8 protein-coding genes are annotated in these 13,643 nt (G+C 61.2%); all 8 read right to left on the minus strand.

From position 1 onward, the window contains the following. Positions 1-43: 43 nt before the first annotated feature. A complete protein-coding gene (locus QP996_RS04590) occupies positions 44-1,825 on the minus strand; it encodes a metallophosphoesterase family protein (RefSeq protein ID WP_284871464.1) in 1,782 nt (593 codons plus the stop codon). Between the two features lie 153 nt (positions 1,826-1,978). Next, positions 1,979-5,386 carry a VWA domain-containing protein gene (locus QP996_RS04595; RefSeq protein ID WP_284871465.1) on the minus strand — a complete coding sequence of 1,136 codons (3,408 nt, stop codon included), beginning with the start codon at positions 5,384-5,386 and terminating at the stop codon, positions 1,979-1,981. Positions 5,387-5,410: 24 nt separating this feature from the next. Then, the gene (locus tag QP996_RS04600) at positions 5,411-6,337 is read right to left on the minus strand and encodes a SpaA isopeptide-forming pilin-related protein (protein ID WP_284871466.1); all 927 of its coding nucleotides are present in this window, start codon (positions 6,335-6,337) and stop codon (positions 5,411-5,413) included. Beyond that, entirely contained in the window at positions 6,337-7,245 is a 909-nt protein-coding gene (locus tag QP996_RS04605; RefSeq protein WP_284871467.1) for a class C sortase, read from the minus strand. The genes QP996_RS04600 and QP996_RS04605 overlap by 1 nt, the downstream gene beginning before the upstream one ends. Before the next feature lie 171 nt (positions 7,246-7,416). Next, entirely contained in the window at positions 7,417-9,186 is a 1,770-nt protein-coding gene (locus QP996_RS04610) for a SpaH/EbpB family LPXTG-anchored major pilin (RefSeq protein WP_284871468.1), read from the minus strand. Between the two features lie 469 nt (positions 9,187-9,655). Then, positions 9,656-10,522 carry a class C sortase gene (locus QP996_RS04615; RefSeq protein WP_284871469.1) on the minus strand — a complete coding sequence of 289 codons (867 nt, stop codon included), beginning with the start codon at positions 10,520-10,522 and terminating at the stop codon, positions 9,656-9,658. Further along, positions 10,506-11,924, minus strand: a complete 1,419-nt coding sequence (locus QP996_RS04620) for a hypothetical protein (RefSeq protein WP_284871470.1) — start codon at positions 11,922-11,924, stop codon at positions 10,506-10,508. Before QP996_RS04620 ends, QP996_RS04615 begins: the two co-directional genes overlap by 17 nt. Before the next feature lie 109 nt (positions 11,925-12,033). Beyond that, positions 12,034-13,545 (minus strand): SpaH/EbpB family LPXTG-anchored major pilin, encoded by a 1,512-nt coding sequence (locus tag QP996_RS04625; RefSeq protein WP_284871471.1) that lies wholly within the window; start codon positions 13,543-13,545, stop codon positions 12,034-12,036. Positions 13,546-13,643 lie beyond the last annotated feature (98 nt).

The following is a 13,643-nucleotide window of genomic DNA, read 5'->3' on the forward strand; positions in this document are numbered from 1 at the left end:
CGGAATCAAGCGGTGGAACGCGCGCGTGTCTTCTAACTCAGCGTTACCGGAGCCCCGCAATCGGGGCCGGGAGCAACCCGCGCAGCTGGTCGCCGAACTGCGAGGCAATGAACGCGAAGGCCCCACCCAGCGCGGCAACGACACCGATAACCAGGGCGGCCTTCGCGCCGGCAGAGGAACCCTCCGCCGAAGCGGAATCAGGATCAGTCTCCGGGGTGGACTCCGCCGGGGGCTGCACCGCGGGCGCCGCCACGCGCTTCTGCTTGGAAAAGTCCTGGTATTTGATCATCTTGGCCTCGCCGTCGGGGTTGGTCAGGCTGCGGCCGTCCTTGAAGTCCCAGGCCTCGACGCGCACACGGTCGTCGTAGACCTTCACGCGCAGACCGGTGGCGGCCTTGTCGTCCACGATCTCCTCGTCGTGGTCGCCGTCCGGCAGGTACTCGTTCAAGATCGCTCCGGTGTTGACCACGGGGAAGCCGATGGCGCCTTGCGTGGTGCCGTCGTAACGCCTGGTGCCCCACCAGTTGTTCTGCTTCAGCGAGGAGTGCGAGTGGCTGGTGAATGCGACCACGTCGTTGTACTTCGACAGCACGTCGGAGATGGCCTGCTCATCCTCGAAATCGTTCTGGTACCAGGCGGAATGGCTCATGGACACGGTCCCCGGCAGCAGCGGGTGGGTGAACACCAGCGCGGTCACGCCTTGTTTATCCCAGTGTGCGAGGCGCTCGTCCAGCCACTTCAGCTGCTCGGCGGAAATGCGCTGGAACGGTTCCTTGCCGCCGCGGTCAACGTCCGAGTAGTACTCCGTGTTGATGGAGATCAGCGGCGTGCCGTTCACCACCACCTCGTTCCACGGCTTGTCTTGCCCGGAGTATTTGAGGAAGCGCTGCATGTGCACCTCCGAGGTTTCCTTGCCGTACATCTCGTGGTTGCCAATGGTCCACAGCTCCACACCCGAATCGTGCGGCACTTCCTTGCGCGCGGCGAGGAACTTGTCCCACTGCTCCTGGCTGCCGTTATCTACCAAGTCGCCGTTGATCACCAGCGCGCCCGCCTTCTCCGGCATGGCGTTGAGGCGGCTAATGGCCAGCTTGTAATCCTCCGGGTCGTCCTGCGGGTCGGAGATGACGTCGATGATGGTGTTGGGCTTGTCCGCGGTCTTGGTAAACGGCGCGCGCACCGCCACGTTGTCCACGGCCCACCAGTAGTCGTCGTTGCCGCCAAGGTAGCTAAAGGTCACCTGCATGGTCTTTGCGCCTTCCGGCACGTCGAGCTCAAAGTACTCGTGCGAGGAGTAGCGATCGCTAGTTAGCCTATCGACGACCTCCGGTTCCCCACCATCGAACCCCACCGCAACCTGCGCTACCTGGCCGTCCTTGCCCTGCCGGTAGTGCTGGTCGAACTCGAGGGCGACCTTGCTCTGACCGGCGACGTCGATCGGCTCGGTGGTCATGCGCGCGTCCATGGAGTCGCGCTCGGCAAGGCGCTGCTGCTTCGAATCGATGATGGCGAACTGGTCGTGCCCCTGGGTGAAAAAGTGCCGCTCGTCGGTGCCGGCGGCCCAGGTCCAGTTGCGCACATCCGAGATGGTCCAGCCGTTCCAGCGGGCCTCGCCCGAGGTCACACCCTCGACGTCTTGCGACCAGCCCTCCGGCAGGTCGTGGGTGAAATGTGCGGGGTTAGACACCCCGTCGAAGCTTTCGAAGTACAGGTACGGGCGGGTGGACTCGGGGAAGGCTTCCGGCTGGGCGGCGTGAGCGGGAACGGCGAACGGGACGGCGATGGCGAGGGCGGTGGCGACGGCAATTGCGTGGCGGGACATCATGCATCAAAAATTAGCGCCACCTGAGAGGTCCCGCAGCGCGAACTAGGTCCGGGCCCGCTGCTGACAATAGTCTTGCGCGACAAAAAGGCCCGGCCCAATCAATCTCGATTGAGCCGGGCCCTTTCGGTGCGCGTTTAGAGCAGGCTCCAGCGCTTAGGCTGCGACCTTGCGCCTCCCCATCAAAGCGCCCGCAGCGATCAGGGCACCGCCGAGCAGAATCGGCAGCTGGACACCTACGCCACCGGTCTTCGGCATGTTGCCCTGGCGGACGTTGGCGACTTGGAGGTAGCCGGTTGCCGCGTCAAACTCCTGCGGCCGATCAGTCCATAGCCCGGCGCCGACCAACTCCGAGGCCCAGGCCTCTCCGTCGCGAATCTGGACGACGTAGCCGTTTTCACCGGACACGATCTGGAACTCCACCGGTGCGACGAGCAGCGAGTACTGTTGGCCTTCCTTGGTAGGTGCCTGCGTCTCTACGAGGTAGTAGGTCTTCGACGAACTGAGCTTGGCCTCGGTCTTGTACGTCTGCGAGCCCTCGTCCCAGTTGACCGCGAATGGTCCTTCGCCCTCGCGTTCCGAACGGACTTCAAACTTCGCGTTCGAAAGTGTGAACTTATCGGTCGCATCGAGCTTCTCGAGCTCGAGCTTCACGAACTCGTCTTTGGGCTCGTAATTCGAAACGACACAGGTCACATGGCTGAAAGCCGGCACCTCAATTTTGAACGCAGCATCTCCATCGTTGACCATGGGTACGTCCGCAACGAAATCACCTACAGACTGGGTGCACTTCGCGTTTGCTCCATCTACCTGGAACAACTTGTAGCCATCCTTCAGCTTCTCAGACACCCTAAGATCAGTGACTTCCTTGGACTCGAGACGCCAAGATGCGAGACCATCCTGGTTTGTTGTCTTGGAGGAAGTTCCAGTAAGAGTTCCGTCGCCCGGATCGAGAATTGGACCAGAATTACTCAAAGCGTCAAAATCCCAGTCAGAAGCGCCTTCTTTAAGCAAGTTACCATGTTGGTCGACGATATTTTTCTTAACCGTAAAGCTACTCTCGCAGTTCTCTTTCAACTTGGAAGCGATGGTGTCTAGTTCGTTACCTAGCTGTGCGTATCCACCCGCCACCCTAATGGCGTCGCCATCACCAGAGATATCTTCACCCATTGTCACGACACTGCGGAAGCCGTAGGTCCACAAATTCTGGTTGGAAGTAATCTCACGGTCGCCCTTAATATAAAATTTCAAATATTTTCGGTCGACCGCTTCTTTGACGTTAACTACCGTATCCAAGCCATTACCCGCGTACACCATCCGATCATCCGCGGGATACTTCAGTGTTCTGGTGGCGCTCATGCCGAGCGCACCGTTCGGCGCAGCCCAGTTAGGTATCACGTCCTTCAAAACGTAATCCCCTTCGACCGTGTTGCCCGCCCGCAATTTGAGGTCGACCAAAAGCGGCACCACTCTCGTCCCGTCTGCCTTCAACGCGTTGGCAGCCTGAACCGCATTCTTTAGAGAAGTTGCCTGCACAAAGGCACCGGAGTTCATCTGACCTGGACTTGCGCTGAGCAGCGGTTGCCAGCCACCGTCATCCCAGGTAGGCATGCCATCCGTTATGAAATATACGGCATCGTAACCTTTACCGCCGACGAGGGACAGAGCTGCCTCCCAGTTTGTCGCGCCACCATTCTGCTCTCTCCAAGAATTGATGGCATTTTTTACTTGGTCCACTCCCTGCTGTGTCTGGATAGATACTGCCCCGGTCGGAGTCTGGGTCTGAGCGGTACGAGCAAAGCTGTAGATCCCTACTTTCGTCGTGGTACCAGCGAGCTTGTCCACCAAAGATTTGGCTGAAGTCCTTGTTTTTTCGAAAGCGTCTACGCCATCGGCATATTGCAAAGACGTCGAAACATCTGCCACGATTGCGATTTTTAAACCACACTTTTCCGGAAGCGCCGGATTTGGCACCCTTCCGGGCAGAAAAGTGGACCGATCCGGCTCGGACACAGGCTCCGTCGCTGCTGGCGGTCGCTGAACCGAGGTGCCGTACACCGTTACCTTCGCGTCGATCTCAGAAGGTTCATCACTAAACTTTGTCACAAGTTTCAGGTTCGCACCTTTTTCTACAAGGGCGCTCTCAACACGCTTACCGTTCTTGACTGGGTAGACCTCGAAAGTCACCGAGTTGCTCGAAGCTGAAACTACGCGACGCTCTAACGTGACTCCACTCTCGATAAGATCGATCGTCACCCCGTAGTTTTCCACGGCTATAAAGCTATTGGGCGCACTAACTTCTACGATTGCACGCTCGAAGTTTGTACGGTCTTCGAAGGAAGAAGTGGTGTAGTAAGGATCATCCCCCTCTGTCCGCGCCGGGCTCAACTTAACCGATCCGTCCGGGTCGGCGACAACACTGAATCGTTTCCCCCCTCCTGACTCGTACGACCCGTACAGCTCCATCGTGTAGTCCAACTGCGCGTTTCCGGTCTTGGGACCATTGAAGTCAATTTCGATGAGGTCACCCGATCCCTGCCAAACGACGATCTGCGGATCGCAGCTGCTCAGGTCCACCGAAATAGCGTTGACTGAGCCACCATTCGACGCGGAACGGCGACTCAACTCAGTGATCTGGTGCGGCTGAACCGTGCAGGATTCTGAACCTCCATTCTTACGGATGGTGATCGGTCCAGAGAGGGAGTACCGCGCAGAGGCGTTGTTATGAGTCAATACGAGCTCTGTGAGGTACACGTCCTTAGCAGAGTACTGACCCATGATGCTCGTTTTCAGCGTGCCGCGAGGGGCGCTATCACCGCTTGGCTCAGAAATATTGCTGTAGGTCTTGGATTTCAAAGGAAGATTGATCCGAGAATTTCCCTGCGTCGCAGCGCGCGCCATACCCACCCCCTCCGGATTCACTGTAGCGGCGGCCTGGTCGGTGCGGCCGTACCCGGTCTCCGAAAGTTCGCGTGCCGTCGGGACCTCGTCCGGCTCAGCAATCGCGTAATCGCCGACCTCGGTGGTCTCTACCTCGATCTCGAGTTTCATCGGCGGAATCGTCCAGAAGGCGTCCTCGTCGATACCGATGACGTCGAAGTCCTCGCCATTGACGTAGCCGAAATACTGCGGGTCAAGCTCTTCGCCGTCCGCAACAACCTTCACAATGCGGGTGATGTCACCGTCGCCGATGCGCTTCACACCCCAGATGTACTCGTCAGACGCCTTTCGGCCGGAGTCCCACGGGTTATCGTCGGTGTCGCGGATGGTGATGTGGTCGACATCGCCATCCCGCTCGACCGTCACCGAGTTCGGCTCAGCCACAACCGGCTTAGGCGCCTCGGAAGCCGTTTGGGAAGAAGACGGCGTCTCTGCTGCTGTCGTAGAAGCGGTAGTTTCGACAGCACTCGTCGTGGTTTCGGTGCTGGTCTCCTGCGCGTCCACTGGGTAAGAACCCATACCGGCGGCAAGCGCCACCGAGGCAACCACGGCAGCAACGCCACGGACCGAGCGACGTGCGCGCGAGCTAGCAGTTCGCGCTGCAGGCTTCAAAATGTTTCGCATAATCGTTTTCCTAAATCCGCTGTATTACCGTGATTGCTCTTCGTTCTTGCTGCGACGGGCCAGGAAGAACCCGACCAGGATCAGCAGGCCGCCCAGGCCTGCCGCCCACAGGACATTCGCGCCAGTGGAGGCAAGGTCGCCGCTGCGTTGTCTATCTGTCGGCGGCTGCGTCACCGTGGTGACAGAGCCGTTCGGCTGGGTGGTCACATACGTCGAGGGCCTGGTGGTGATCACCGTGGTCGAACCGTTCGGCATGGTTGAGGTGATCGTGGACTCCACCGGAGTAGAAACCGTCGTGCGCTCCGTAGAGGTCTCGGTGGTTTTCTCCATGGTCTTCTCGGTGGTGCGCTCAGTCGTCGACGTCGAAGTCGACGGTGACGGCGTCTGGGTGGAAGTCGGTGGCTCCCCGCCGTCGCTGCCGTCCCACTTGGTCACCACCACGTTCTCGTACTTGAACTGGGTTCCGCGCACATCGCCGAGCGGGAGGATGATCAGCTGCGGGCTAGACACGTGGTACTCGTGCCCGTCGTCCGGGGCGTCTTCCTCCAGCAGGTAGAGGCCGGGCTTCAGGTTGCCAAAGTCAGCTTCGCCCTTGTCGCTGGTCTGCGCGGTGGCGATTTGGGTGAGGCCTTTAGCTTTAGCGTCGTCAAGCGATAGTTGCTTGGCACCCGCGCGCCCTTCATCTGTGGTGACATCTACGCCCTTGACCAACGACAACTTGAACGTCGCCCCAGCGATGGCCGGTGGCTTCTCCCCTGCCGGCACATCGTCGTACGGATTCGTCGCTGCTTTCTTCACCACCAGCGAGATCGGCTGGGTGGTGTCCACGCTCGCGGCCGGGATGTTGCGGTCGTTGCCGCTGATCACCTTCGCATCGGCAGCGGGGCCGAAAAACCCGCACGCAAGGACTGACGCCGCACCGAGCGTCGCCACAAACTTCGAAGTGCGCATTAGGACAGAACCTCCCTGGTCATGGCGTCCTTGCGGTCGCTTTTCTTCTTCTCGCGGATGATCCACCAAATCAGCGCCAGCAGCACCAGCAACGCCACGGCACCGAGCACCCACATCCACCACTGGAAGGTGGAGGTGGACTCGTCGAGCACCTTCGCCTCGTCCGGATCCAAGGGCACGCGCTCCGCGTGCACGAGCAGACGGTGGGTGTTGATGCCGTACGGTGTGCAGGTGACCAGCGTGAGCAGGTCCCGGCCCGCCTCCGCGCGCAGGCTGTCAGTCTCGTCCGGCAGGACGACCTCGGTCTTGTACACCTGGTACTTCAGTCGCTTGCCAAAGGTGGACACGTAAATGGCGTCGCCTTCCTTGACGTCCACGAGGTCGTCGAAAAGCGTTGCCGTAGTCAGCCCGGTGTGGCCGGTGATCACTGAGTGGAAGCCCTCGCCGCCGGTGGGAAGCGCGGAACCGTACAGGTGGCCGAGGCCCTTCTGCAGCGTGTCGTCTCTGGTCCCGTGGTAAACGGGTAGGCGAACATCGATGGACGGAATCGCCAGCTGCGACATCGCGGACACACCGGCGAGGTGACGCTCGTACTCCTTGTACTCCGCGTTGTCCTCGCTGATGCGCGCCAGCCACGGATCCAGGATCGGGCCGTCGGTGTGCGTGCGGTTGTACTCCACCGCCGCGTCGTACGCGCGGTTCACCTGCTCAGGCGGCACGACCTGCAGTTTCTCCTCGTACTGCTTGGCCACCTGCTCCTGCACGTGGTTATTCCACTGCGTAGAGATCACTGGGTACATCAGCACCAGCAGCCCAGCGAGAATGATGAGGACAGGCAGGCCGACGCGCTGGAAGAACGACTTCTGCGCCGGCTGCCGCCGATGCTTCGCCTTCACTGCTGTAGTCACCTGTCGTGTCCTCTCTTTGAGGCCGTCGCCTATCGACGACCTCCGGTTTCAAACTGGGGCAGGAATTTTTCGCCCTCCTGCCGACGGGCGTACGCGCCCCGGTTGGTGTGCCGGGGCGCTTCCCGGCCTAGCGCTTGTTAGCAGCCACTAGACCAAGGTCCGCGCTTTCGCTTATGCGGACTGGGAGTTACGACGTGCCGCGTAGACACCGCCGCCGATGATCGCAAGACCAGCCAGTGCGATGATCAGCACACCCATGCCACCGGTGGCCGGAAGGAACGGCGGAGTGTTCGTGTCCGGCTTGTTAGCAATCTGGTACGGCTGTGCGGCAAACTTGAATTCCTTGTTGCCTTCAGCCGTTTCCTTGATGTCCGTGTGGCTGAGCTTGATCCTTTGGACGTCCGGGTTAGCGATGTAGCCACGCGGAGCCTTGGTCTCCTTCAGGCAGTAGCCCTTGTCGATTTCCATAGGGATATCCGCATCGTCTTCGTAGGACGTCACGTGGAGCCCTTCAAACACGAGGTTGCCTTTGCTGTCGGTCTTGCCCTTGCGGACGACGTGAGCATTCTCCTGGTCAGCAGCGACTTCGAGGTTCGCGTCAAGGAGTTTGCTGTCGGCATCGCAGCGGTAGAGGGAGAACTCTGCGTCAGCCAACGGCTGGTCATTGTTCTCGCCGTCCTGGTACTTGCCGTCAGAGTTGAGATCCGCGTACTTGAAGATCGAGATCTTCGCCTTGTACGTCGAAACCGTCACGTGCGGTACCGGATCCTCCGGCGGGTTATCCGGCGGAGTGGTCGGCGGTGGAGTGTTCGGAGTCGTCGTGGTCGGAGGAGTATCCGGCGTGGAGTTGTCCTCAACCTTGCGGTAGTTGTTGATCAGGCGAACCGTGTTATCAACCTTGTCGTCCGCGTCGTTCTTCATCTCAGCGTCCTTGAAGGTGATAACAACCTTGCCGCCAGCCGGAAGCTCCCATGGCTTAGTAAAGCTGATGTAGTAGCCGTCGTTGACGTTCTTTGCCCCAACCTCGTCCGGAGCATACTTCTTTGCAACCTCCGAAGTCAGCCTCGTGACGACATAGTCCGTGACCGCCTCACCGTTGACCTCTACTTTTTCAACGGGTGCCTTCGGATCCGCGAAGACCAATTCGCGGTTATCGAAGATATCGACAACACCAAACTGGTCACGCTGACGACCCGGAAGGTCCGAAGGGACCGTTGCCTTTACGGTGTACTTGATCTTTCCGGCTTCTTCGCCCTCATGACCCTTACCAGGAGCGGTGTTCTGATTCGCGTCGACAACTTCCTTGTCGAGCTCGAGGTAGGAGTTCTTCGGGAACGCGTGGACCTCATTCAGCCACGCAGATCCGTCCTCATTCGTCATCGGAAGGAACACGATGAACGGGGCGCTCTTGATATAAGCACCGTTCACGTCTTTATCGACTGGTGCCGCCTCAGTTTCCTGCACTAGGTAAGCACCGGCGGCCATGCCCTCGAACTTCGCTTGGCCTTGTTTATCCGTTGCAATTGCATCAGTTGCTTTACCCAGAGTTGCCGTAGCACCTTTGACGGTCGGTTTACCATCGACGAGCTTCATCTTGGCCATGATGTTGAAATCGGCCTGATCCTTGATGTTCAGCTCGCGATCGCCGTCTTTAACGGTGATCGGAGTCAGCGTGAACTTCGCACCTTCAACCGGGTCACCCTTGGCCTCGTCGGAGGCATTACCCGTACCTGCCTTGCCAAGCGCTGCAGGGTTCACACGCTTATTCACAACAAAGTCAACTTTGTCCGGCATGTTTGGGGCAGGCGGCGCAACACGCGAGGACGGTGCCGGAGCCGGCTCCTGCGCCAGCGCGTCCTGCGCGGCGATGCCAGCCGAGCCGGCAAAAGTCAGGCCCGCGGCGATTGCGATCGCGGCGGTCTTCTTGATGGCAATTGCCATGGGGAATCCTTTCGGAAGTTCGGAGTTCGCTGGGCCCGTTTTTGGTCAGCGAGAAGAGGATTTTCAGCCGGGAGGGGTTTACCCCCCCCCCCCCGTTGAATTAGCCTCTGGGCCCAGCCTGGGCGCCACTGGATAAAATATCGACAATCACAAGCTTTGTAAAGAGGTTTTGTCCGCGGTTTCCCAGGTTCTCAGCAGGTTATTAGCATTTTCATCCATCCGGGTTCAATTAATTCCCTGCAATTCCGTGAAAACGGGCCATAACCAGTGGTCACGCATCTGTGGTTAGTTGCCATTTATACGGCGTGTGTTTCTGACCACTTTTTCGTCACACAACTCTCGTGGTTTTCTCAGTAAGGGGGCCATTGCCGCTGATTTTCGATACCGAACCAGGTCAGCACAGAAATCGGCCGGGTGCCCCCGAGGGGCAGCGCGGGTGTCCGGAGGGGGCGTCGTAAAGCGAAGGCTCCTAGTCGGCGACCACTAAACCCGCCTCGCGGCGTCGCCTCTTCCGCCGGTCCCGCCAGCGTTTCCACAGGATCAGCAGTAGCACCAGCAGGATGAGCACGAGCACCGCGATCATCCACCAGGACCACACGAAGGCGTCCACGGTTGGCTCCGGGGTGTCCGGGTCCAGCGGTGCGCGCTCGGCGTGGACGAGCAGACGGTCCGTGTTCAGACCGTACGGGGTGCAGGTGATCAGCGTGATCTTGTCTTTGCCGGGCTCGTAGGTCACGGCGTCGTAATCGTCGGGCTTGACCACCTCGCGCGACGTCATGCGGTAGCGAAGGCGCTCACCGAGCACGTCGATGAAGATGTCGTCGCCGGGCTTGAGCATGGGCAGCTGGTCGAACATCGCCGCGTTGACCATGCCGGTGTGCGCGGAGATCACCGCGTTGGTGCCATCGCCGCCGACAGGGAGGGTGGAGCCATACATGTGGCCGGCGCCGTCGTAAAGCACGTCCGCCCTGGTGGTGTGGTACACGGGCAGGTCCACGTTGATGCGCGGGATACGCACGCGCGCCATCACGTGGTAGCTCTCCGGCAGGGTCAGCTGGGACATGTAGTCGTCGAAGCCGGGGTCCTCGTCACGCGGGGCGCGCGCGTGGGGGCCGGCAGCCAGCAGCCGGTCGTTGTATTCGTGGGCGCGGGCGAGCTCGCGGGCCTTGGTGTCGTCGCTGAGCTCCTGCACCGCGCCCGCGTATTCCTCGTTCTGCTGGATCTGCCGGTACTGCGCGGACAGCGTGGACGCGATCGGGTACAGCAACAGCAGCGCCCCCAAGATCAGCACGATCCAGGAGACGACGTTGCTGCCGCGTTTACTCTTCTTCGCCATTGCGCCTGCGCAAGATGAGTCCGAGGATGATCAGCAGCAGCGCCACACCCGTGATGCCGATGACGCCCGCGCCGGTATATGCGAGGTTGCCAACACGCTGGCCTATCGACGGCGTCCCGTCCCCCTCACCTTCCTTCACCACGGTTTCAGTCACAGTGGCCGTGGAACCGTCCGCCCGCGTGGTCTCTCGGGTGACCACCTCGGTGACTGTCGCGTCGGAGGGGGCGGCACTGGTCTGGGTTTGGGTCTCGGTTTCGGTCTCGGTGTTTCGCTGGTCGCGTTCGATGACTGTGGTGGTGCCCGCGGCAGCGTCGAAGCACTTCGCGCGCTCCACCACGTTGATGTGGTTGACTTGCTGCACCGTCACCGGCGCGCGGGTGGCGTCCATACCGTCTGCCGTCAGTGTCGCGGTGGCCGCGAGGTCCCCGAGCGTGGCGTTGCGCACCGGGCCACCGCCCCACGGCTGCTTCTCGTTCGTCTTTGCCGGCACCCAAGTTTCCATCGTGGTGGCAGGATCCAGCGACTTTGCGCGGGCAAGCTTGGCCAGGCCCGCGCTGGTGAGCGTGAAGGTCGCCTGATCGTTGCCCTGCTGTTGCTCGTCGTAGTCCTCGCCGCGCTTCAGCTCGGTGCTCTCGCCCGCGCCGTGAATGGTCAGGCGCGGGGCTTGCAGCTTGGTCACCGGCTGGTCCTTGCGAGCAGTGCCCGGCATCTGCTTCGAGGTGGTCGCCGCGGCTGCGTCGAAGTGGAGCACCTGTTCGCCTCGCGCCAGTACGCTGCGGGGACCATTGTTGTCCCACTGCACGGTGTGTCCGCGCGAGAACTCCAAGGTCAGCGCGTATTGGTTCAGCGTGCCGTCGGTGGACAGGTTCGGCACGGTGGAGACAAAGTCGTACTCCACGTACGTCCCCGGCGCTGCAGCGTCGCGCCACTCCGGGGTGTTGCACGCTGTCAGAGGGTCCACGCTGATCCCCAGCTCCTGTGCCTTCGGCGAGACCACCTGCGCCGGCTTGTCCGGAGTCACCGCCACCACGAACGGGGCGTAGGACACGCGCGCGTCCTGCGTTGCGGGGTTGTCCGCCACCCGCACCAGGTACACGCCGGTGCCAAGGCCCGTGAAGGAGGCGGCGCCGTTCGAGGTCGTTCTGGTGCCCACCTTGCGCAGGCGCTCGGGATGGTCGCGGGTGATCGCCGGGATGTCCAGGGATTGGAGGGTATCTGGGGTGGGCCGGAGGCCGTCGATAAGCAAAAGCTCCACATCGCGGTCCCCGATGCGCGCGAACCAGTCCGCGCCGACGCTTTCGCTCAGATCGACCCGGAGGTCGGCGGCGGATGCGGTGGGCGCGCAGGCAAGGAAGGCAGCGGCGAGCGCGGCGGCGAGCCTGAGTGCCGTGCGTGAGTGCATGGTGTCCTTCCTTGTCATGGTGAGAGCTTGTACGGATGGTGAATTACAGATGGTGAATATGCGCCACTTTGGGGCATCTTCACCATTTGCAATTCACCATCTGCGCGCCTTAGGCGTTGCGGCGGCTCAGCTGGTACGCAGCGCCGCCACCGAACAGCACGAGGCCGAGCGCGAGGATGTAGAGCATGGTGCGCTCACCGGTCGCGGGCAGGCGGCCCCAGATGTTGTCCTTCACGTCGTTGACCGCGACGGTGTAGACGGGGCGGGTGGTGTCGGTGCCCTCCGTGGTGCGGGTAAGCAGCTGCGGGTCCGGGTTAACCAGGTAGCCCTGCGGCGCCTTGGTCTCAACTGCGCAGTACTGCACGGTCGGGTTGAGCTGCATGCCGAAGCCGGAGGCCACAGCGGCCTTCGCGGAGGCGACGTCGCCGCCCTGGGCGGTGAAGGAGGTTGCGAGCTCGGTGGAGTTGGCAGTTGCGGTGCCCTTGATCGCCTCGGCGTCCTTGGCTACTGCGTAGCCTTTGTCGCCGTCCGGTGCGCAGGGGTAGATCTCGAACTCGGCGCCGTTGCCGGTCTTTTCGTCCTCCACCGCATTGCCGTTGAGGTTCTTGGTCACCTCGACGTTGACGTACTGCGTGGTGGTGTTGTTGGTGTCCTGGTCGCCGTCCTTTGTGGTCTCCGGCTTGGTCGGAATCGGATTTTCGCGGTTGGGCACGTAGACGTTGGCGGTGTTGTTGATCTGGCCGTTTGCCGGGATGGCGTTGACCTTCGCCTTGAACACCACCTGGGCGGTCAGGCCCGGGTTCTCGCCGCGCAGCTTCTCCAAGCGCTGCAGGCCGGCCTCGGTGAACTCGACGGTGAGGTTCTGGCCGTCGTTGGTGATGGTGTAGTCGCCCGAATCCAGCGTGGTGTCGTCCGCACCGGTCAGGGTGACGGCCGCAGAGTCAGCGACGTAGTCCAGCTCCTCCTGCAGATCATCGGTGATGCGGAACTGGCTGATGGTGCGGGTGCCGTCCTGCAGCACGTCGCCAGCCGGCACCGGCGCCTTGATGGTGTAGGTGATCTCGTCGCCGATGTTGGCGTTCGCGTCGTCCGCAGCCTTGGTCGGGTCCAGTTTCTGGTTCTTCGGGGAGATAGTCGGCTCATAGTTCAGCACGCCGTCCTGCGTCAGCGGCAGGGTGACCAGGAACGGTGCGGCGACGGTGTAGTTGCCGTTGGTCTTCTCGGTGACCTTGTAGATGCCCACCGGCAGATCGGTGAACACAGCCTTGCCATTGGCGTCGGTGGCCTTGGTCTGCGCGGTGAAGGTGGTGTCGATAGTCGCTGCATCGGCGCCGGCGTTGACGATGTTGCCTGCCTCAGTCCAGCCCGCGGCGGTGTTCAGACCGTTGGTCATCTGCACGCGCTCGACGATGAACTCGGTGCCCTCAACGGCGCCGGTGGCGTCGCCCGGCTCGCCCTCGCGCTTATCAATGGTCAGGCTCGCCTTCTGGTTCACGTCAACGGCCTGGTTGTTCTGCGCGATGGCGACAGGCGCGAGGTCCGGAGCGACGGCAAGCGGGGTGGCGGTTGCGAACGCGGCCGCGGCGGCCAGCGCGAAGGTTTTCTTGGTCAGGTTCGACATGGTTCGGAATCCTTTTCTGGGTGTGTGGGGGTGTGGAGTTGGTTTTCGGAATTACATGTGCCGGTTTAGGAAAGTCCGTACACCGTCCGCTTGTAGCG

Source organism: Corynebacterium sp. MSK008, assembly GCF_030232585.1.
In the GTDB taxonomy this organism is placed as follows: Bacteria; Actinomycetota; Actinomycetes; order Mycobacteriales; family Mycobacteriaceae; genus Corynebacterium.

Coding starts and splice junctions, on each gene's coding strand:
- QP996_RS04610 (WP_284871468.1), bottom strand. CDS start 9,186: ATGGCAATTGCCATCAAGAAGACCGCCGCGATCGCAATCGCCGCGGGC.
- QP996_RS04595 (WP_284871465.1), bottom strand. CDS start 5,386: ATGCGAAACATTTTGAAGCCTGCAGCGCGAACTGCTAGCTCGCGCGCA.
- QP996_RS04600 (WP_284871466.1), bottom strand. CDS start 6,337: ATGCGCACTTCGAAGTTTGTGGCGACGCTCGGTGCGGCGTCAGTCCTT.
- QP996_RS04625 (WP_284871471.1), bottom strand. CDS start 13,545: ATGTCGAACCTGACCAAGAAAACCTTCGCGCTGGCCGCCGCGGCCGCG.
- QP996_RS04590 (WP_284871464.1), bottom strand. CDS start 1,825: ATGATGTCCCGCCACGCAATTGCCGTCGCCACCGCCCTCGCCATCGCC.
- QP996_RS04615 (WP_284871469.1), bottom strand. CDS start 10,522: ATGGCGAAGAAGAGTAAACGCGGCAGCAACGTCGTCTCCTGGATCGTG.
- QP996_RS04620 (WP_284871470.1), bottom strand. CDS start 11,924: ATGCACTCACGCACGGCACTCAGGCTCGCCGCCGCGCTCGCCGCTGCC.